The 21,128-nt window shown below is 42.4% G+C and carries 19 protein-coding genes; 6 read left to right on the forward strand and 13 right to left on the reverse strand.

Going from position 1 to position 21,128, the window contains the following annotated elements:
- The 6 genes from KHS79_RS19650 to KHS79_RS19675 all read right to left on the reverse strand — a co-directional run bounded on the left by KHS79_RS19650 (position 1) and on the right by KHS79_RS19675 (position 5,653).
- Positions 1 to 1,029: a patatin-like phospholipase family protein gene (locus KHS79_RS19650; protein WP_094787617.1), complete on the reverse strand. Its 1,029-nt coding sequence runs from the start codon at positions 1,027 to 1,029 to the stop codon at positions 1 to 3.
- A gap of 21 nt (positions 1,030 to 1,050) precedes the next feature.
- Positions 1,051 to 1,950 (reverse strand): DUF4892 domain-containing protein, encoded by a 900-nt coding sequence (locus tag KHS79_RS19655; RefSeq protein ID WP_212721196.1) that lies wholly within the window; start codon positions 1,948 to 1,950, stop codon positions 1,051 to 1,053.
- A 148-nt stretch (positions 1,951 to 2,098) separates the two neighbouring features.
- Positions 2,099 to 2,989 (reverse strand): alpha/beta fold hydrolase, encoded by an 891-nt coding sequence (locus tag KHS79_RS19660; protein ID WP_212721198.1) that lies wholly within the window; start codon positions 2,987 to 2,989, stop codon positions 2,099 to 2,101.
- The gene (locus KHS79_RS19665) at positions 2,973 to 3,785 is read right to left on the reverse strand and encodes an alpha/beta fold hydrolase (RefSeq protein ID WP_051311206.1); all 813 of its coding nucleotides are present in this window, start codon (positions 3,783 to 3,785) and stop codon (positions 2,973 to 2,975) included. The genes KHS79_RS19660 and KHS79_RS19665 overlap by 17 nt, the downstream gene beginning before the upstream one ends.
- A 334-nt stretch (positions 3,786 to 4,119) precedes the next feature.
- Positions 4,120 to 4,581, reverse strand: a complete 462-nt coding sequence (sixA, locus tag KHS79_RS19670) for a phosphohistidine phosphatase SixA (protein WP_212721200.1) — start codon at positions 4,579 to 4,581, stop codon at positions 4,120 to 4,122.
- Positions 4,582 to 4,606: 25 nt separating this feature from the next.
- The gene (locus KHS79_RS19675) at positions 4,607 to 5,653 is read right to left on the reverse strand and encodes an NAD(P)H-dependent glycerol-3-phosphate dehydrogenase (protein WP_233468515.1); all 1,047 of its coding nucleotides are present in this window, start codon (positions 5,651 to 5,653) and stop codon (positions 4,607 to 4,609) included.
- Between the two features lie 223 nt (positions 5,654 to 5,876).
- Between KHS79_RS19675 and KHS79_RS19680 the strand changes: the two genes are divergently transcribed.
- The 5 genes from KHS79_RS19680 (at position 5,877) to KHS79_RS19700 (ending at position 11,701) form a co-directional block, all read left to right on the forward strand.
- Complete coding sequence (locus tag KHS79_RS19680; RefSeq protein WP_212721202.1) at positions 5,877 to 7,769, forward strand: ATP-binding protein; 1,893 nt, start codon at positions 5,877 to 5,879, stop codon at positions 7,767 to 7,769.
- A 211-nt stretch (positions 7,770 to 7,980) separates the two neighbouring features.
- Complete coding sequence (gene fabA, locus KHS79_RS19685; protein ID WP_027707851.1) at positions 7,981 to 8,496, forward strand: 3-hydroxyacyl-[acyl-carrier-protein] dehydratase FabA; 516 nt, start codon at positions 7,981 to 7,983, stop codon at positions 8,494 to 8,496.
- Between the two features lie 29 nt (positions 8,497 to 8,525).
- Positions 8,526 to 9,737 carry a beta-ketoacyl-ACP synthase I gene (fabB, locus tag KHS79_RS19690; protein WP_212721204.1) on the forward strand — a complete coding sequence of 404 codons (1,212 nt, stop codon included), beginning with the start codon at positions 8,526 to 8,528 and terminating at the stop codon, positions 9,735 to 9,737.
- Between the two features lie 315 nt (positions 9,738 to 10,052).
- On the forward strand, positions 10,053 to 10,820 hold the full coding sequence (locus tag KHS79_RS19695) for a hypothetical protein (protein WP_212721206.1): 768 nt from the start codon (positions 10,053 to 10,055) through the stop codon (positions 10,818 to 10,820).
- A gap of 302 nt (positions 10,821 to 11,122) precedes the next feature.
- Positions 11,123 to 11,701 carry a glutathione S-transferase family protein gene (locus KHS79_RS19700; protein WP_212721208.1) on the forward strand — a complete coding sequence of 193 codons (579 nt, stop codon included), beginning with the start codon at positions 11,123 to 11,125 and terminating at the stop codon, positions 11,699 to 11,701.
- A 103-nt stretch (positions 11,702 to 11,804) separates the two neighbouring features.
- On the opposite strand, the gene KHS79_RS19705 is transcribed toward KHS79_RS19700, so the two are convergent.
- From KHS79_RS19705 to sohB, 5 genes are all read right to left on the reverse strand, one after another.
- Positions 11,805 to 12,335: a ProQ/FINO family protein gene (locus KHS79_RS19705; RefSeq protein ID WP_038290771.1), complete on the reverse strand. Its 531-nt coding sequence runs from the start codon at positions 12,333 to 12,335 to the stop codon at positions 11,805 to 11,807.
- 259 nt (positions 12,336 to 12,594) lie between these two features.
- Complete coding sequence (locus KHS79_RS19710; RefSeq protein WP_212721210.1) at positions 12,595 to 15,573, reverse strand: DUF3857 domain-containing transglutaminase family protein; 2,979 nt, start codon at positions 15,571 to 15,573, stop codon at positions 12,595 to 12,597.
- A gap of 139 nt (positions 15,574 to 15,712) precedes the next feature.
- Positions 15,713 to 16,138 carry a secondary thiamine-phosphate synthase enzyme YjbQ gene (locus tag KHS79_RS19715; protein ID WP_027707847.1) on the reverse strand — a complete coding sequence of 142 codons (426 nt, stop codon included), beginning with the start codon at positions 16,136 to 16,138 and terminating at the stop codon, positions 15,713 to 15,715.
- Positions 16,139 to 16,155: 17 nt separating this feature from the next.
- On the reverse strand, positions 16,156 to 17,157 hold the full coding sequence (locus KHS79_RS19720; RefSeq protein WP_212721212.1) for a YhdH/YhfP family quinone oxidoreductase: 1,002 nt from the start codon (positions 17,155 to 17,157) through the stop codon (positions 16,156 to 16,158).
- 40 nt (positions 17,158 to 17,197) lie between these two features.
- Positions 17,198 to 18,238, reverse strand: a complete 1,041-nt coding sequence (gene sohB / locus KHS79_RS19725; RefSeq protein ID WP_027707845.1) for a protease SohB — start codon at positions 18,236 to 18,238, stop codon at positions 17,198 to 17,200.
- 480 nt (positions 18,239 to 18,718) lie between these two features.
- On the opposite strand from sohB, the gene KHS79_RS19730 reads away from it, so the two are divergent.
- Positions 18,719 to 19,036 (forward strand): SCP2 sterol-binding domain-containing protein, encoded by a 318-nt coding sequence (locus tag KHS79_RS19730; protein ID WP_027707844.1) that lies wholly within the window; start codon positions 18,719 to 18,721, stop codon positions 19,034 to 19,036.
- Positions 19,037 to 19,312: 276 nt separating this feature from the next.
- Here the strand turns inward: KHS79_RS19730 and KHS79_RS19735 are convergent, their stop codons facing one another.
- Together KHS79_RS19735 and nudC are read right to left on the reverse strand one after the other, a co-directional pair.
- On the reverse strand, positions 19,313 to 20,053 hold the full coding sequence (locus KHS79_RS19735; protein ID WP_027707843.1) for a hypothetical protein: 741 nt from the start codon (positions 20,051 to 20,053) through the stop codon (positions 19,313 to 19,315).
- 179 nt (positions 20,054 to 20,232) lie between these two features.
- Positions 20,233 to 21,066, reverse strand: coding sequence for an NAD(+) diphosphatase (gene nudC / locus KHS79_RS19740; RefSeq protein WP_212721214.1), 834 nt, complete (start codon positions 21,064 to 21,066; stop codon positions 20,233 to 20,235).
- Positions 21,067 to 21,128 lie beyond the last annotated feature (62 nt).

Below are 21,128 nucleotides of genomic sequence, written 5' to 3' on the forward strand. Positions count from 1 at the left end.
TTAAATAGCTAAATCTTCACTGTCATCATTAATCACAACTGGACCCTGGTGTTTGGGAATTGTTTCAATACCCTCAAACCGGTCCAGTGCATTTTTCGCAGCCATACGCCCTAAATCAATAAGCTCTTGACTGCGATAAAATTCATAAAACCGACAAGCATTTCGAGAAATACCCACTAATACATCAGGAGGATAACCAGCAATTTTGTATTGCGCTAACGAGCTTTGCATCGTTTCTAATGACTGGTTGATAATTTCCATCATACCTTTTTTAAGGACATTATCACCTGTTTCATTAATGATACTGGAAAAGTCGTCTTTTTTATTACCATTCTCAAATAAACTTTGTGTACGCTTCCGAAGCTGACCAAACCAACGGTCAAAGGGTCCTCTGCTTTTACCTTTGGACAGTGTTTTTTTGGATTTATTATTTTCCGGCAGTTCATGGTCAGGTTTATTACTACTTAAATCCACAGCAATAATGATATCTGTATGAGCTGATATTGTAGGTGCAATTGGCAGAGGGTTTAACACCCCTCCATCAACAAGAAAACGATTGCCTTTGATAACTGGTGTAAAAATACTTGGAATAGCAATCGAAGCCCGAATAGCATCTTGTAATAAACCTCTCTGAAACCATATTTCCTGCTGTGCAACTAAATCTGTTGCTACCGCTGTATAAGGAATAGGTAAATCCTCTATACGCGTGTCTCCCAACATACCATTAATGACTTCAAAAACTTTATTACCACGAATTCCTCCCAAGTTAAAACTAACATCCAGCAAACGGATCACATCAATATAATCAAGGGAGTTAATCCACTCTCGATACTCTTCTAGTTTCCCTGCCGCATACAGTCCACCCACTAAGGCTCCCATAGAGCAGCCTGATATACAATCAATTTGATAACCCCGGTCAACCAGTTCATCAATAACACCAATATGCGCATAACCTCTTGCACCACCACTGCCTAATACCAGCGATACTGTTATTGGTTTTGATTCATTGCTGATCTCGGAAAAAGCCATATTAAAATTTTTAAAATACCTCTACTGTTGTTTAATAATTCGAATAGCTGGTAACGTCTGATGCTTAATACTCAACGCTGGCCCCGAAGTCATAACTAATGCATCTTCGGCCGCCACGCCATCAAGCACTAATTGTTGTTGTATTTTTTGAGCATATGCTTTTCCCATTTCGAGTGATGAAGCCAGAGATGCTTTTGAATTCACCTGCCAGGTTCCTTGTCCAGCGATGACTAGCCGTAATGAGTGCTCCTTAACAAGCTGCCTCAGTACCTGATAGCTATCATTAGTCGCTATCTGTTTTGCGTAATCAGGAATACCAAAGACATCAGCAAAGCCCTGTTCATTTAATTGCGCTAATAATGCATCCGCATTAATAAGAAGTGGTTTAGCCGCTTTCTGCTTGGGTTTAAAGATTTCAACCATAGCATAGACCCGCCGATTTCCCCGACGAATCGTATAAAGCGCAATGTAATACAGTTGTTGCTGCTCAAAATACTTAGCTACCTGATAATATTGCTCTCTATCAGGACCATAAAGCTTAGCAACCTCAAACACCTGATTTGCCCACAAATTACTGCTGCCACACCGCCTTTCTTCACAGCGAAATAAGACAGTTGAACCACTTTTACTGACTTGCTCAACAAAGTAATCAAATGCCTCTTTATTTGAGTGCCCTGTTGGTATTTGATATAAAACACGGTGTAAAGTGCCATCCAGCCAAAGCTCTTTTTCTGCCCTAAGCAAACCATTGACTTTACGAACAGCACTCAACACGACCTGATGATTAGTCACATCCCTTTGCTGCTTTTCTTCAATCTTTGCGTTTGGATAAGGCGCTATACCAAGCAGATCCGCTTTAGCCGTCAACATATGGAACAGCAAGGCCAACACCATCATGGCCTGATATTTAACACAACACATGTAGTTAACTAACCCTTGTCATGTACACTGTTAGTTTAGTAAACCTCTCAGTCATCAGGTAGTCACTTTATGGTCTTTTTAACAAACGAAGCCAAGACTCTGCACCATATGTTGTCTACCTGATGGTTTCACGAGAACCTTTATAGATTCATTGATCACTAAGTACATCTGGCTCACTGTAGTGATGCCAAAACGCTCGAAGCAAGGGCGCCAAAATTACCGCGCCTTCAACTTCTAAATGAAAGTGGTGGTGTCCAAGTACTTCTGTCACATTAATGCTATTTAATTTTGACATTTTTTCTTGTAAATAAGGGTACTGCTGCCACAAACCATTAGAGGCTAAAAACAAATGGCTTGGCCTATCCAGTTGTTGGATAAACGCCTCAGCCTGGGCATCCGTCAAACGGACTGGGGAAGGCAGTGTTAACCGTAAATCATTCCGCCACTGCCAGCCTTCTGGGAGTTTTTGCAAACCTCGCTCAACGATATGCTCGACTGCTCGTAATGAAAGAGGTGTATTTCGCTGCCTTGCCGTCAACGCTTCGTCAAAACTCATATAGATCGGCATACGTCGCTGATGATGCTGTATTTGACGCATCAACGCTTTACGCAACTGGGAGGGAACGTCCTCTGGTTGACTGGTAAGTGGCCATAACCCATCAATCAACGCAATCGACTTTACACGCTCAGGGAATGTGACAGCCAATAACATCGCCACAATCGCCCCCATAGAGTGGCCGAGCACATGACAGGCGCTGCAGTCGATTTCACTCAATAGCCCTAAAATATCCGTTATATTGTCCCAAATATGATAGGAGACACCAGCAGGACGATGATCAGATAAGCCATGTCCGGCAAAATCAATGGCGAGTATTTGAAAATCTGATAATAAAGGTGCTAACTCATTAAAAGTCGCGGCGTTATCTAACCAACCATGCAGCGCTAATACTAGTGGCTGATGCGACGCCCCCCAACGTAAACCAGCCAGCGTTAAACCTGAAGGCAGCTTAATTGATAGCGACTCAGGCGGAGACTGCATATTCACCTCTCATTAACAAGTGAGAAATGACATGATGAATTTGCTCTGCCGTTTCCTTTGGGTGTTCAAACGGAAACATATGTCCTCCTGAAACTTCCCTGACCAGTGCCCGGTAACGCCCAGTAATCATACGCCGATGTCGATGGGCCACAACACGGCTATGTTGCCCAAAAAGTAAAGCCGTAGGTACAGTTAGTTTTGTCCTGAGCGGCAAGTGAGGAATTGTACGATAAATTTTCAGCTCTGTTGCTACATCATAGCGCAACGACACACCTTGCTTGTTCTCTTGCAAACCATATGTCAAATAATCATGTAAACACGCAGGCTCAAAATATTTAAATAATGATTTACTCGCAAAATATGCCTGAGCCTGATCCCTGTCAGGCCAACTTGAACGACGCCCCTGTGTCCGGCCAGCCGGGGTTATACGGTCAATAAAGCCTAATCTTTTTGCCAACATAACCACTGTTTGATCCATGCGAGTCAGCAATGGAGAGTCAAGCATCACCACAGCACGAAACAACTGTGGCTGCTGACTAGCCGCTGACAATGACAAAAAGCCGCCCAGCGAATGACCTACAGCAATCACGGGTTGTTGGTATCGTTGCCGAACCGTATGAATGAGCTCTGCAACTAAGTGCTCCCAATTATCATTTACTGGAAAACGCGGGTTATGACCATGCTGGTCCAGATAACCTATGTTATAACCATGGTCCCCTAGGTGTTTAAACAGTTGACGATAACTTGGGGCAGGAAAACCATTAGCATGTGAAAAATGAATTTGAGTTGATGACATGTTTAATAAATAACATACGAATAATAAAGTGGTAAAACAATCCTGTTTTATCCAAACAGTCAAGAGCAAACTGTTAACCCTAAAAGGCTCATATCCACATAAACTGTTGCATAAATATGGGTACTTTTTATTTTGAATTTTATGTGTAAATTCTTTTACACGGGAATAATAACACAATCAGCCATAATGAAAGAAGACACGATTATACTTTCATCATCAAGTGCTCACTCACCTACGCAAGACCTTGCATTGGATTTAGCTTCGCGCATCTAGCCACTCAGTTCACCCTAAGCGTTGAGCATACTAAGCAATGATGTGAATCCTTTAATTAGCCTTAACTTGGCGCCAAAAAAACACGCTCCAGTTCAGCAACTCCAGCGGCCAGATGATCCGTATGCAATACTGCAACGGTCGCCGTCGGAAAGGCAATTGGACTCATACGAGAGCCCTCAAGTAACCAACCCGCCAGCTGATCCACTAGAGGCATGTGACTGACTAGCAGTAAAACTTCTGCCTCCTCATTTGCCAATGCTTTGAGCACACTTTCAGGCTTATGCTCTGGTGCTAACTCTGTCAGGGTATCCACCGCTGGCAAGTTTAGTCCGGTCGCCATCAACGAGGCAGTTTGCTGTGCCCGTAATAATGGACTCGCTATTATTTTTGACACAACATACTCTTCCGCAACCAGCTCAGCAACCTGGGTTACTTCATTTATACCCTCTTCTGTCAAAGGTCGCTGTCCATCTGAAAGAGCAGTAGCCTCTGCTTCCCCATGACGCATTATCATTATTTTCATAGACACATCTTAACCCGTTTATTTATTAAGAATGCAGAAGAAACTCAACGTCATCTTTTTGCTCTCCCAGCATGAGCTGACGAATCACTCGTGCAATCGGCTTCTGTTCCACTAAAATCGCATAAAGTCCTTGAACGATAGGCATGTAAACACTCAGCTCATCCGCTTTCACTTTAACTAAACTAAGCGTATTCACCCCCTCTGCAACCTGACCTAGCTCGGCCTCAGCCTCATCCAGTGACTGACCTTTGCCCACGGCATAGCCCACCCGAAAATTGCGGCTAAGTGGTGATGTACAAGTGACAATTAAATCACCGACGCCTGCCAGGCCTAAAAAAGTTAGCGGGTTGGCTCCCAGTGTCACCGCAAAGCGGCTCATTTCTGCTAATGCGCGTGTCATGAGCATACTTTGTGTATTTGCACCCATGCTGAGAGCACTCCCCATACCGCAGACAATGGCATAAATATTTTTTAACGCACCGCCTAACTCAACTCCGTATCGATCTGTATTGGAATAAACGCGAAAATAATCCGTATGCAATAGTTGCTGTAGAGTTTGACATAAAACCTCACTGTCACTTGCAACTACAGTGGCCGTCAGCGCTTTGGCAACAATTTCCTTAGCCAAGTTAGGTCCACTAATCAAACCGACTGTTGCTGCCGGCAGCTCTTCCTCAAGAATTTGACTCATTAATTTAAAAGAGTCCGCTTCAATGCCTTTAGTGGTACTCACAACCATTTGCTGCTGAACAAAAGGCTGCATTTGGCGTACAACCGTTCGGAATGATTTACTGGGAATTGCAACCAGAATAACGTCAGAATCTTTAAGGGCATAGGCTAAGTCAGTGGTCGCTTCAATGGCAGGATGTAATGGATATTCAGGCAAATACTGGTTGTTGGTATGATGTTGGTTTATTTCATCCGCCTGAGACTGACTGCGCATCCATTGCCGAACGCAAAACTTATTTGCTGCCACAATATCAGCCAACGCACTGCCAAAACTACCGCCTCCCACAACAGCGACTTTATATTCAGCAATCAACTGCTTACTGCCCATACCCTTATCACTCATGCCTTATTTTCCAACTGATTGAATTCAAAGCTTATATATTACTATTTATACCATACTATAGAGGGACGACAGATTTCGTCTACTCAGAGATGCACACAATGTATTTATTTGTTTCACTTAGCTCACTTTTGTTCAACATCTCCTAGTATGACTAATAAGCTCCAAAAGATGGGGCTTATCTCTGCAAAAGGTAAATATAATCGCGTAACACAGGTTAAGTGACATGCGACAAGGACGCTGGACAATCAAGCATCAAGCATTGTTACTCGGTATGCTGCCTTGTGTCGTCATGTTTATTTTACTCACCAGCTACACCATCATTTCTAACCAGCAACTGTTAGATATCAGTATATCTCACCGCCTACAGTCGCATGCCTTGCATATCGCTCAAGCACTCGATCATAGTCCATGGCCAGAGGTTCAAGAAAAGCTTAAATCACTGATTGATAACGAAATGCTTTGCTATATCCGCATAGAATACCCCGATGGCTCACCACTCATATCTCTCGTAGAAAGTGACTATGAAGAATATGATGAGCGCACTGAGTACCAGCTTGCTCTAAACTATTCTCCTGCATCTCCACTTTACCAAGGCCAAATCATCGTTGGTCTTTCTAGAGACTATGAGCATACTGGACAACTGCCGTATCTAGTTAGCGTGATTGTGGCCGGTAGCATTACGTTATTGATTGCCTTTCTGATGGCAAATTATCTGGCTAAATCTATTACCCTGCCGATCCAGCACATTACTCAAACCCTCCAACACTTTGAAGCCCATCAGTTCACACCAGTTCAACTTACCTCACAAAAAGCGGGCGTACTCCAGCCCTTGGTGGCGGCAGTGAATCATTTAGGGACAGCACTAACACAGGCAGAGCAGCAGCGTCAGCACTTTACCAATGAGCTGATCGAAACCAGTCACCAAGCAAAAATGGCCAGCCAAGCCAAAAGTGACTTTCTAGCCATGATGAGTCATGAGTTACGCACGCCAATGAATGGGGTTTTAGGTATGCTGCAACTGTTAGATTGTACTGAACTCAACCACGAGCAGCGGGAGTATATCAAGATTGCCAGTAACTCCACTGAGCATTTACTGAAAGTCATTAACGACATTTTAGACTTTTCACGCATTGAACGAGGACAGCTCACACTTGAGCAAGATATATTTAACCTGCATGAAGCATTAAAAAGCTGTGCCCGCATATTTCAGCACCATGCAGCTGCCAAAGGTCTACAACTGATTACTCAGTTTTCAAATATTTCCCCTGGGTTACAGGTCTTTGCTGATGCTACCCGGCTGAAGCAGGTAATCATCAATTTAATCAGCAATGCCATTAAATTTACCCACCAAGGCTCTATTACACTCGAAGCACATCTTAAAGAGCAAACCAAACAGCCGACAGTTTTTACCTGTCGTATTGTGGATACGGGGATAGGCATTGCGAAAGACCGTCTAGAACATATTTTCAATCCATTTCAACAAGCAGACACTTTTAGTGTTCGTAAATACAGTGGCAGTGGACTTGGATTAAGCATTGCAAAAACACTGGTTAATATCATGGGAGGCTCACTCAGTGTCGACAGCATAGAAGAACAAGGATCAACCTTTAGCTTCAGTATTCCTATACAGCTTAACAATACTCAAAATCATTCTTCCCTTCCCCTCATACAGCCCTTACCCTCTTCCCAAGAAACTACTATTTTACTGGTTGAAGATAACCCTATTAATCAGACTGTTATAACAGGTATGCTGGGGGTAATGGGTTTTCAAGTGGAAAGTGCAGAAAGTGGTGTAAAAGCTGTCAATATAGCTACAACACATCACTATGCACTGATCTTAATGGATCTCCATCTTCCCGACATTGATGGCTTCCAATGCTGTCGTCAAATAAAACAACTACTGGCTAGTCGTCAGCAACAAACGCCTATTATTGCACTGATCACAGAATTTTCGCCTGAGATAAAAAAACAATGCATCGCCTGTGGTATGGATGATTTCTTGAGTAAACCATTTACCCGCAATCAATTAAGAGACAAGCTAGCCCAGCACCTGAAAGACTTTTATGGGCACCAACAAAACAAACGTTCACATTACGTCAAGCCGTCTAATGTTTGAATTTTGTTAAAAAATTCAAACAGCCATTAATCGCTTCTTAGTTTAATGATATAGTTGCCGGCTTGGTGCAATGAGTCGGTGTTTTTGTTCTATCCGTTACACAATCACGTCACCCCAAACCTTGCACACTTAATAAAACTTAGCAGCAAGGTCTCATGCGTTGCATTGCAACATGCACTATCTTGTTATGTGATTCGACTAGGAATAACTGATGACCCGTAAACACGCTTTTACTCGTGAAGAACTCCTAGCCTGTGGTCGAGGCGAGATGTTTGGTCCTGGTAACGCGCAGTTACCCATCCCTGATATGCTGATGATTGACCGTATCTCAGATATCAATGAAACCGGTGGTGAATTCAAAAAAGGTGAAATCATCGCAGAATTGGATATTAATCCAGATTTGTGGTTTTTTGCCTGTCACTTCCCAGGAGACCCTGTGATGCCTGGCTGCCTGGGGCTTGATGCCATGTGGCAGTTGGTGGGCTTTTACCTCGGTTGGAAGGGGCTACCAGGCCGTGGACGTGCATTAGGCAGTGGTGAAGTCAAATTTACCGGACAAATTTTACCAACTCACAAAAAGGTCACATATCATATCCATATCAAGCGTGTCATATCACGTAAACTTGTACTGGGTATTGCTAATGGTATAGTCAATGTTGATGGCAAAGATATCTATACGGCAGATAATTTGCGTGTAGGTTTATTTACAACGCCTGACTCATTCTGAATGCACAACGAAAACAAGGTTAATTGTCAATGAAACGTGTAGTTGTTACAGGCATTGGGATCACTTCCTGTCTGGGTAATGACAAAGCCTCTGTACTGGCTTCCCTTCAAGCAGGCCAATCGGGTATTCGCTTTAACCCAAGCTATGCTGACAAAAACTTTCGCAGCCATATCTCTGGTACAGTCAACCTCGAGTTAAGTGAGCATATAGACCGTAAACAATTGCGTTTTATGGGACAGGCAGCCGCTTATGCTTACCTGTCAATGAAGCAAGCCATTGAAGATGCTGGTCTGTCTGAGGCTGAGGTATCTAATCCTCGTACGGGACTTATTGCCGGCTCAGGTGGTGCATCTTCGGAAAATATCGTCGAAGCGGCCGATATTCTTCGTGAAAAAGGTATTAAGCGCGTTGGCCCCTACCGTGTTCCACGGACAATGGGCAGCACGGTTTCAGCTTGTCTTGCAACCCCTTTCAAAATCAAAGGCGTGAATTACTCAATTACCTCTGCCTGTGCGACCAGTGCACATTGTATAGGTAACGCTGTTGAGCAAATTCAGCTAGGCAAACAAGACATTATTTTTGCCGGTGGTGGTGAAGAAGAGCATTGGTCTCAAACAGCATTATTTGATGCCATGGGCGCACTTTCAACCAAGTACAATGACTCCCCTGAAACAGCTTCTCGCCCTTATGATGCAACGCGTGATGGCTTTGTTATCGCTGGTGGAGGTGGAATGCTGGTACTGGAAGAGCTAGAACATGCGAAAGCTCGTGGTGCTAAGATTTATGCTGAAATCGTGGGCTATGGTGCAACATCTGATGGCTATGACATGGTTGCTCCATCAGGTGAAGGTGCGATTCGCTGTATGCAACAAGCATTGAGCACAGTTGATACACCTATAGACTACATCAATGTCCATGGTACCAGCACACCTGTAGGCGATGTGGCAGAGCTAGGTGCAATGAAGCAAGTTTTTGCTGACAACATTCCTGCATTCAGCTCAACCAAGTCTCTCTCAGGCCATTCGCTTGGAGCTGCAGGTGTCCATGAAGCTATCTACTGCTTGCTGATGATGGAGTCCAGCTTCATTTGTGCGTCAGCTAATGTCACAACACCAGATGAAGCCGTAACCGGTATGCCACTGGTTACCACCATGCAGCAGGGTGTTACACTCAACACCGTGATGAGCAATAGCTTTGGCTTTGGTGGCACAAATGCAACATTGGTATTCCGTAAGTTTTAAAATGTTCCTTTAGTTCTAGATAGCACTTTCTGAACAACTTAAAGCGGTTAAAAAAGCGATGTTGGGACAAGCAACATCGCTTTTTTTATGCCTCATTCTGAAATATTTTCCTAAGAAAACAAAAGCAAACCCAGTGTAACACATATCAAACAAACATTTGTTTTATTTTTTTACCATTCAAACCTTTTCATTCTGCCCTCAAAAAAATACACATAATGCAACCTATTTTTCCACATAGGTCACCCTGTAGGAAAAATAACTTGCTAAGCAACCACTTTATACGGCAAGTTTATTTTTTTTAGCAAAAGGCTTCGTATGACAAAATACCCTGTGACCATACCCAAAGGACTCACCCACTTAAGAACATGGCTGACAGGATTGATTACAGGATTATCCCTATCCTTTCATGCTACAGCAGGCAAACCTGAAGCTCTTGTCTTAATGGCTGAGTGTCCTGCCCATCTTTCTGAATGTGTCACCATGTCTCTCAATCTAGGCTCTGTTGACTGGGAAGATTATATTGAACGAGAGGTCATGCTAACGCCCAGTTATACACTGGTTTCATTTCCAGTTCGAGGTACGCTGGCTAACGATAACAAAACCAAACGCTACCACGTAGCTAAAGCTATTTTTACTCAAGGACTTGGCTGCTCGGACCTAGACCATGTTGCTGTAGTTGGCTACTCCACAGAAGGAGATCCAATTCTATTGACAAAAAAGGGTGAGTTTACTGTAAAAGACATTCGCTTAAGCATCGGCTGTGAGCAATGCCTACAACTAATCGATGATAACTTAAACCTTATTGCAGAATATACAACTCCTGCCTGGGATTTATCCTTGGTGGATCTAGAACCTAAAAACCTAACCTGGAACCAAGAAGGTGCCTTGTTTATTCAGCATCATGGTAACTGTTTACGTTGGCACAAAAACAATCATTTTCAACAAGTAGACAACACATACTGCAAACCATCTCCAGATTTAAAGCCCATGCACCCTTCGCAAATGGATGAACCCCCTACGCTTAAGTTAATTGTTCCCCAAAGTCCACTTCAAGGTTTACTGCAGGCTGGTGCTTGTACCTGATGAACAGAAGGTATCAATTGCATATTATTCACTCTCTTAAGTGAATGGTTATTAACAGAGATTAAAGCATTGTAGCAAGGCTAGACAATAACTTATGCTGTATGACGATAATTTCTCATAGAAGAAAAACACTTGTAGTATACTAACACTAAGGTGATCTTCCTAAGCTGTTTATGCAACTTAATACCCACAGCGAAGGGTATAGATTTGTGATGACAGGCGGTTTGATAAAAATATTACGCTTTATCAATAGCACACCACATTAGTTTATCTTGAACAGGTCTCAACGGTCAGAGGCTGATATGATCACTTTTTTTAGCCACGATGATTGTCTCAATGCTTACAGCGTTCGCTTGATGATGTCGATATTAGGCACAAGTTTCAAACAACGCGCATTCAAAGAAGCCCCATTGAATGAACAACATTATGCAACATGGGCTGCCAATGGTTTAGGTGCTATGCCAGTCATGCATGATGGCACTCTAAAGCTGCACCAAACCACTGCCATGCTTACTTACCTCAGCCGAGCCTATGCCAGTGAGCTATGGATGCCATTAACCCCCCCTGCTCTAGCCCGTGTAAATCAGTGGCTGAACATAGCAAGAGGTGATTGGCTACCTTGCACCAATCAACATCTCACAATCCAGCAGCGATGGCAGCGCTTAGATACCGGACTAAGTTTGATAGAGCAGCAACTTAAAAGTGCAAGCTGGCTAATTGGCCACCGCCCAACGATTGCTGACATAGCCTGCTACCCCTTGCTCACTGCTACAGGGATAGAGGATGCTATATTCAAAGACTACCCATACATTTTGAAGTGGGTCAGCCGCGTGCAAACACTACCCAACTTTATTCCAGCCCCCCAAACTACAAACACCTAATGTCCTTGCAATTTGCCGATATCATACATAATTGAGTTTAACCACCCTAGAAGAAGCTATGCTATGAAGTTTTAATCACTACTATAAAACAAAACGGATAGCATCAAACTTTAGCTTCTTCTTTAGAAACTAAGCCTACAGCCATGCCATGCTGGTCAATCCGAACAGCTCCTTGCTTTAAAGTTTTTTCATACACTGATCGATGACAGTACCAGCGAAGCCCCTGTTTAACTTGTCCCTCACTGACATTAGTCGCGGCCAATAAGTCTTCTTTGATACCTACTTTCAGAGGCTTAGGACTCTTAATGTTAAAAGCCTTTGGCCATTGCTCTGCTAATAACAGATAGCTTCGGTACCCTCTTAGGTAACGAGACCTCGCTCGGCCTGTTAACCTTAAAGAAGCTAGCTCTGGGGGGATCGGCATGAAATTCTTTTCTTCGTCGTTTTTGACGATAGACTGACTGGTTGACGGCGAAGCCTCTGCGGCTGAGTCACCAGAGAAACTGGGCGCTATTGTATTTTTCTGTTTATAGCGGGTTACAACTTTAATTTTTCCATTACTTACATGAAAAACTTGCTTTTTTTTCCGAGCGATCTTCCTGACCTGTTGATCAGCTACCTGCATATCAACCATATTGTTTCCTATTCCTTACTGGATATATACCCCTTGCCCAGGATATAACTGTCCTCTTATATACCCTAAACGAAGGGTATACCTATCAAAATATGCGCTACAACTATACTACAACCGTCTTCAATATTGTTAGGAAAACAACCTTAAATTGCAATATAAAGTCAGGAAATAATTAAGAAACTATGAATAGAAATATCTCTATCACAGATAGAGAAGTTATATTTTGGACAGAGAAGTAGCATGCTAAGTCGAAATGTAATTACAGAGAAGTTTGTCTTTCCCCCTCCCACAGGGTTAAGAGCTTTTGAGTAAAAAACTGATCCTTTCTACCCTTTTGAGAAACGAATAAAATAAACTGCGAACCATCGGTTCGTGTCACTGTAATAATAGTGTTATCCTTAAGAAGCTGACGATCAACATCAATATTGATGATGTCATTGAATCCTGCTGTTTCAACATTAAGCTGCTGGGTTAAATCATCGCGCCAATAGGATAATACTCTTTGGTTAGTGACAGCATTACCATCTTCTTGAAAGGAAAATAAACCATCAGAGTAAAAATATAATAACTTCTCATCAGACCGAAGCAGACCATTGCGATGCATAAATTTTAAGTCTTTTTTCCACAGTTGATCACCGGCAATCACTTCACTACTTGGCATAAAACTCAAATAAGTTGCTAACTGATAGATAATTGCAAAACAAGAAACAACGGTTAATAACACATGACGTGCCCGCCACTCATGATCATTTCGAGCATTACTTTCAAAAAAGCGAACATAACTATTAACCTGCTTAACAAGCGGCAGTAGGCATACACCTGCCAATAGAGCAGTCAAATTCCAGGGTGCAGGCAACCACCAAAAAGACGTTAACAGTACAAAAAAACCAGTCCCTAGCATCAAACCATAAAAAGGGTATTTATGATGACGAGCACAAAAGGCAGTATAATAAAGAAAGGGTAACGTAACAGGTAATAAAAGTACCATTAATAAAGCACGTGCATAACCTGTATCCCCCATAAGAATACGACGATTAGCCCAATACCAGTACAAGCAGTATAAATTAAACGTACATACTGCTAATGTCATAAACTTTATAAAACTAACTACGTATAGATGAGAGCGAAGCTTTCGATCATAGCTGTATTCAATACCTGCATAAGTAAATGCAGCAAACACTAAGGTTAATGTCGCAATGATGATAAGGTGCCATTTCCCACTCCAGGATTGTTGATCAACCGTTATTGCAGGCGTAATTCCCTCCTGCTCATACTGATGATAAATATAGTAGTCGAGCCTTTTATCTATTTGCTTAATAAAATCTAAATATTCGCTTAGATTATCAGGCGGAATAAAACTCACCTTGCTTTTATATTGATAATCTAAAAGCAGTGTATTTGAAGCGTTATCATAAGAAACACGATCACTATATACGAAAAAGCGATTATCATTATTATATTCATCTGTTTCTACTTGCCATGCAAAAGGCAGCAGTACTTCAATCGATTGCTTTACATCGACAGGATAGGCTAACCCTAAAGGCGCAGACCTTCGGATGATTTTAGGTTTAATGACATAAGGATACAGGGCATTAGAATAAAAATAAGTTTCTGTTCTATTAGTCTCTTCATCACTACGCCAATAGTCTGGTATTACATAAAACTCTTCAGTAACAATAAAATCAGCATTTTCATTATTTATCGTCAATGGGCTTAGCGGTTGTATAGAAGGGTAGAATTTACTGTAGTAGTTTATATATTCTTGCTGAATTTTTTGCTTGCCACTTAAGGCTAAATAGGCTCTAAAATCTTCAGCTTCTTTACCAAAGTAATGTGTTTCAATACGATAAGTTGCAGGTTCACCAACCCCACCTGATAAATCAATCCTTTCTTTTACTTCCTTTTTAGCATGGGGTTTAGTTTCGAAAGCGGTTAACGTTTGTTCTCCTTCACGCAAAATTAACGCCATACCATAATCAGGCTGATATAACGAATGCAAACTACCTAACTGGTAAAGCAAGGTTGGATCAAGCCAATAACCTTTATTATTGACCTTGGCATAGACAATAACATGATTAAATGCATTAGGCGTTGGCAAGTAATTAGCAATAGTATGACGATAACGTGAGTGAACTAATGCTGGGTAAGCTTCTATGCCCTGCAATTTAAGTAATGCTAACAGCAGCATGGTTTTATCTTTACAGTCACCAAACCGCCTGTTAAATGTAGCTTCAGGTGGACTCGGCACATGCGAACTTACACCTATCTCAATGCCTAAATAACGTACTTCACTCTGCACATAATGTAATGCTTTGACTACGCTGGCTTCAGATGAATCACTGGCCTGCATTATTTGGTTATGTAAATCTTTAATACCCAGCGACAATTCAGCAGGTAGTTGATAATGAGGGCGTGCCCACTCAGCGACTTGTTGCCAACTTTGTAATTCACTGAGATAAATTCGTGGGTAAGGGTTATACCAACCAGGTGTTTCACTTTCTCGTGTGAGTGCAGAAATTTTTTGCTGCGTTAAACGATACTCTATGAAATCACCCAATTCACGCTTTTCCAGCGCTAGTGATGTATTAACTGGCAGCGTATTTAATGGCTTATCTTTTGGCCGAATTAATCGAAAATACTGTTGAAAAACAGGTACTGACCATTGAAGCTCCAACCGGTCAGCAAAGATATTCTGATAGACGGGGTTTTGTCCTATTATTGAGTAACTGTACTCAATAACATCCCCAACCCGTACATCACTCAAAATAATATTCGCTGTTATACGCCCATCATAAATTTGCGCATCAAGCTCAGACTCACGCTGCATCAGTTTTATATCAGCAGAGTGTAATCGATCAAGAAGCTGCCCATTACGATGAACATATATATCATGCAGCTGCAGATGCTCATAAGTAGGATCATAGGTCACACTGATTTGTGCAACACTTTCTACCCCCTGGGTGTTCAGGGCGACTACGGCATAATGGAAAAAATTTTGCAGGGTATCAACAGCACGCGTCTGTTGGTCAACCAACAAATAATACTCTCCCCCGATAGCCTCTTCGACAGGTACAGGCTCAGGCAAAACAGCTGGATAGCGTTCTACCCACTCGGGAGTGTCTGTTAACGCTACACCTTGTAACGCGTGTACATTAGTGTGGATACTTAGCAAGCTACTACAAAAGAAAAGGCTAAACCACAGCCAATACCCTGCTCTACCACGCCCACAATCTCTCATGCGTTAATTCCTGCAATCCATGACAAGTATACTCACAGCATCAGTTTATTTATCTGGTCTTGATGCATGCTGAGTATACTTACTATGGTGCAGACTTTATCGTTTTGCCAGTCGCGCTAACTGAGTCAGCACATCACGACTAATAGTATTCCCCTTGAATCGTCGCAACCAGTTGTCGTGAGCCACCTCTAACACGGTGTTCACCCAAGTAAATGCCTTGCCAAGTTCCAAGCTGTAATCGTCCCTCACTCACAGGCAAAGTTAATGAGGGACCAATAAGAATGGACTTAATATGAGCAGGCATATCATCAGGTCCTTCATAAATATGCTGAAAATAAGGCGCATTTTCGGGTACATGTTCATTCAAAAATGCTTCCAGATCTTCTCGCACTGTCGGATCAGCATTTTCATTTAACGCCAGTGAGGCTGACGTATGTTGAATAAATAAATGCAATAAACCTATTTTTAAATGTGACAACTCAGGGAGCTGCTGGAGTACTTCATCTGTAACTAAATGAAACCCTCGTGGACGAGAACGAAGTGTTAGCGTTTTTTGTGCCCACATGAGATGACCCACTCCTATTAAACTGACTGCATATTAACGACAATTCGGCCGACCACTTTGCCTCGAAAAATCTGCTGAGTATATTCAGGCAATAGTGTTAATGGTATTTCACGCGCAATAAGGGGTAACGCTTTAATTCGCCAATCAGATGCTAGTTTTTGCCACATTAACTGTTTGGTTTTAATTGATCCTTCTACCGAATCAACCCCAAGTAAGCTGACGCCTCGTAAAATAAAAGGGTAGACATTAGCACTAAACTCTGGCGAAGCCACCATCCCACAACAGGCAACGATACCACCATACTGCAGCGACTTAATCACATTAAACAAAATATCACCGCCTACAGTATCTATAGCGGCAGCCCAACGCGGTTTAAGTAAGGGTTTGTCATTCCCCTCAAACAACGTTTCACGATCAAGGATCATGTTAGCACCAAGCCGGCTTAAGTAATCCGCTTGCTCTAACTTTCCCGTACTTGCGGCAACGGAATAACCTAACTGCTTTAAAAGTGCCACACTTAAGCTACCAACCCCTCCGGTTGCTCCAGTGACAAATACGTAACCAGCCTCTGGTTTCAACCCCATGCGTAACAACTTGCTGATACTCAAGGCCACTGTGAGTCCAGCGGTACCGAGAGCCATTGCATCATAAAGTGACAGGCCGACAGGTAAAGGAACCAACCACTGGGCAGGTACACGAATATACTGACCAAAGCCACCCGATGTGTTCATACCCAAATCATAACCCGTAACAATCACTTCCTGCCCTGGCTCCCAATCAGGATGATCGCTAGCCACAATAACACCAGAAGCATCTATGCCAGGCGTATGAGGGTAGTGCTTGGTAACGGCTCGGTTTCCCATGGCCGATAAGGCATCTTTAAAGTTAAGCGAGGAGTAATGAACACGAATCAATACCTCCCCTGCCGGCAGATCAGCCGTATCACGTGTTACAATTCGCTGGACAAAGCTATTCTGTCTGGCGTCCTTTTCAACCCATAATGCCTTAAACTGTGTCATTTAACCTCCGGACTGAGAAACCTAAGAGCAGCCGGTGCCATTAAGAAAAAAAGCGCCCCCATTGCAATGTTTGCAACCAACGCAGTAGCAAACGATCAGCAGCAGTCTGTACAGCTATACCCAGTTTTTCTGGAAGCGATTTTTTATGTTCATAAACCACATGATAAATATCAGCTTCATCAACTTTAACGGTTAAATATTCATCACTGGTTTTTAGCTCATCTACCAAATTTACCGCTTGTGCGCGACGCCCAAACCAAATCTCTCCCGTGGCTATCTTATCCATATCCAGCACAGGACGATGCTCTTGAACAAATGCTTTAAATAGCTCATGAGTATCTTCCAGATCATCAATAAACTTTTTGCGCCCCTGATCGGTATTTTCACCAAAAACCGTCAAAGTACGTTTGTACTCACCTGCAGTGTGAAGTTCAAAGTCAATCTCATGCTTCTTCAAAAGTCGATGAAGGTTAGGCAACTGAGCAACAACACCTATAGAACCAAGAATAGCAAATGGCGCTGCAATAATTTTGTTCGCAACACATGCCATCATATAACCGCCACTGGCAGCCACCTTATCAACCGAGATGGTGAGTGGAATGCCTTTATCGCGTACTCGATTTAACTGCGCAGCAGCTAGTCCATAACCATGAACCACCCCACCCGCACTTTCTAAACGCACAACGACTTCATCTTGTGGCTCAGCAATACTCAGAATCGCAGTGATTTCTTCACGCAATGAATCAACCTGAGAGGCTTTGATATCCCCATGAAAGTCAACTACGTATAAACGAGAACGACGCGGTTCACTCTCCTCACCTGTCTTTTTATGAGCTTGCTTTTCCTGTTTTTTCTCCTCTTTATGTAATGCTTTCAGCGTTTCTTTATCTAATACAGCATTACGTAACGTATCCTTTACTTCAGTATAATGTTTAGACAAGTTTTTAACTTCAATATGCCCAGCAACTGACTTCTTATGTCGACTATTAATTGCCACAATGCCAGCCACTAAGATCAATACAGCAACCACTACTGTAACGACCTTAGCGATGAACAAACCGTATTCAGCCAAAAATTCCAAGGTTATCCTCCCATAAAACACAACGGATAAAGCACATTCACGTCGCCAGACTTTATCAAAATAAGGTGCTATTTTAGCAAAAACAACCCAAAAGACCGAGTATTAACAGCACGTATTTTCATGTTAGCGAGCCTTACATTAAAGACCACTCACCGAAGCACCTACTCCATTAACGTGCCATATTCAAAATTCAAACAATTGTATGATTTTAGGTTGACAGCCTAGCTTAAACTGCATAACCTGCTGGCACCAACTTCTTTTTAAAAACACGTTTTCACCATTTAGCATGTGCTGATACAGTAATAAGACACATACAAGCTATAACACTTATTAGGGATAACCTGTGTTATATATAGGCTTGTTAAAAAAAGAGAAAACGAACATGCTCAACTTGTGTCACAAATTGTGGGGCATGCCTACCAGGAACTGTTTAGCTTTTAAAACTTTGTACCAATAAATTAACCTTGTGAGATTTCGACGATGACAACTGTTGCTAATACACTTCAAGACATGAAGGAAAAATTCAACCCCGATGCTGCCGCAGGTCTTGACGTTATTTTCCAGCTTGATATTGAAGATGGTGACACTTACCACATCATTGTAAAAAACGGCACTTGTGAAATTAACGAAGGTGCTTCTGATGATCCTTCTGTCACCTTAATTATGAATGCCGAAACATTAGATGGCATCATGACTGGGGAAGTTGATGGTATGCAGGCATTTATGGCGGGTAATTTACGCGCAGAAGGCGATGTCATGTTGGCCACTAAACTCAGTGAACTATTTCCTATTGACTAAATATCCTAGCTGAGCCTTTTTGTATTTCCCCTAACCTCCAAAGAGGATGTGGCAAAAGGTCAGGAGCTAAGCAAAAGTCAGCAAGAAAACAGAGTTTATAGCTAATAAATGAGTATTTTGAGCTGACTTTTAACATAGTATTTGCAAGCGCAGTAGTTTTGCAGCATCCTCCAAAAATGAGAGGTATCTAAGTGTAAGCCTTCTACTGTAGGCTTACACTCGCAAGAATAAAGCCTAGGAAGAATCTGCTTTACTGCATTATTTAGTAGATATTGCTTATTCTGGGCCTGTTGCCTGATCAGTATCAGGAGAAACAGTCTCTGCTTCTCCCTCACGCTCTTCTACTTCAGCCGTTTGCTCTTTGGTAGCTGCATTTAATTCTTCTTGAGCATTAGTGGCATTATCCTTCACTCCCCCACTTAACTCCTTAACCTCAACACCTTTCAACGTCATTGATATTCGATATAAGGCATCTGCTTTGGCGGGATGCAGTGATGAGACAAAGGCTTTCGCTGACACCTGAGGAAAAAGCCAGCTAAATCGTTGTAAGACATGCCAAATATCCAGACCATAGCGACTTTCTGTCAACATTTTTTGGCTAGTTGGCTGTTGCCCATCAACACCTTCTATTTTAACAAATTTAAAACCTGCAGGAATTCCAAAGTTTTGTAAGGTTGCGTTAGTCATTAACCCATAAATAGTAACTTGCCACTGACTACCTGCTAAATGTAAATAGTGGCTAACACCTTGAGTTTCACTAAACGTAACTTGAAACTGGTTTGGCTGATTTTCTTTAAAACGCACTGTTGCTAACGCTTCGTTATATCCCAACTCATCATAGTCAGTTACATCTAACGCAGCCCAGGTTAAAAATATACTCACTGACAGTGCTAATAGTCCTATAGTGCCTCGCAACCATCCTAAAATCCAATGTACCGAAAATAATAATCGCAACCCCAGCAATAACATAAGCAGGGCAATAAAGCACATGACTCCAGCAATAGCCAGATACACCATAGCAGCATCCTTTCACTTTTAAGACAAGCTCAATGCAAACCATCAGGCTTGCAAAATAGCCGACAGAAAAAGTCTCACTAAATAAACATAGTCAAAAGACTAGTCAAAAAAATCAGCAACCTGAAATTTCTTAAATATTCCAAAAAGAAAAGAGTGCAGTTAGCTGAAATAAATACCCGTCAGCATGAGGACAAAAAGTCATCAATCAACCAGCGTGCAATGGAAATGGGGGGAGGCAGTTGTGGTAAGTTTTCGGGACCGAACCAGTCCGCTGCAATAATTTCATGATTATCAATTAAAATTTCGCCCGCAGCATGATCAGCATGAAAACCTAACATCAATGAGTTGGGAAATGGCCAGGGCTGGCTCGCTTTATACTGTAAGTTACATACATCAACTCCCACCTCTTCTTTAACTTCCCGCTTGAGGCCCTGCTCAACGCTTTCTCCAGGCTCCAAAAAACCTGCAATTGTGCTATACCGTCCTTCAGGATAGTGAGGAGCTCGCGCCAACAGCATCTGCGTTCCCCTGGTAATCAGCACGATAACGCAAGGACTAATCGTGGGATATCGACTTCTTGCCCCACAACGACAAACTTTGGCACGCTCGGTTGGGTGGTCCGTTAGTGGCTGGCTACAGCGCCCACAATAACGGTGTAAATCATGCCAGTCCGCCAGTTGCATCGCATAATTAAGTAATTCTGCAGTAGCAGATGGCAAAGATAACAGCACCGCTCTAAGCGGCAAAAGGACAAACGCTTTAGGTAGGTCACAGTCGATAGACAGTACATGCCCAGCGACCTGCTGCTGCTGAAATTGCGCCAAACTAAATGATAGCGGTTCAGTGTTTAAGGCTGACTGCAGCATTTGCCATTGAGAAGACGTTAATAATGGTGACTGGCTAGCAGCCCAGCAAACAACCTGTCCATTAATAAAGACAACATGTTTAGTATGTTCTAATAAATTAGAAGACACATAAGGTGTAAAAGGTAAAGGATCGAGCAATACTTTCATGGTACTATCAGTCGAGCGCAATAAACAGTTAAGCGCATTAGTTATCGTTCACAGTAACCTTA

Source organism: Zooshikella ganghwensis, assembly GCF_018263875.1.
In the GTDB taxonomy this organism is placed as follows: Bacteria; Pseudomonadota; Gammaproteobacteria; order Pseudomonadales; family Zooshikellaceae; genus Zooshikella; species Zooshikella ganghwensis.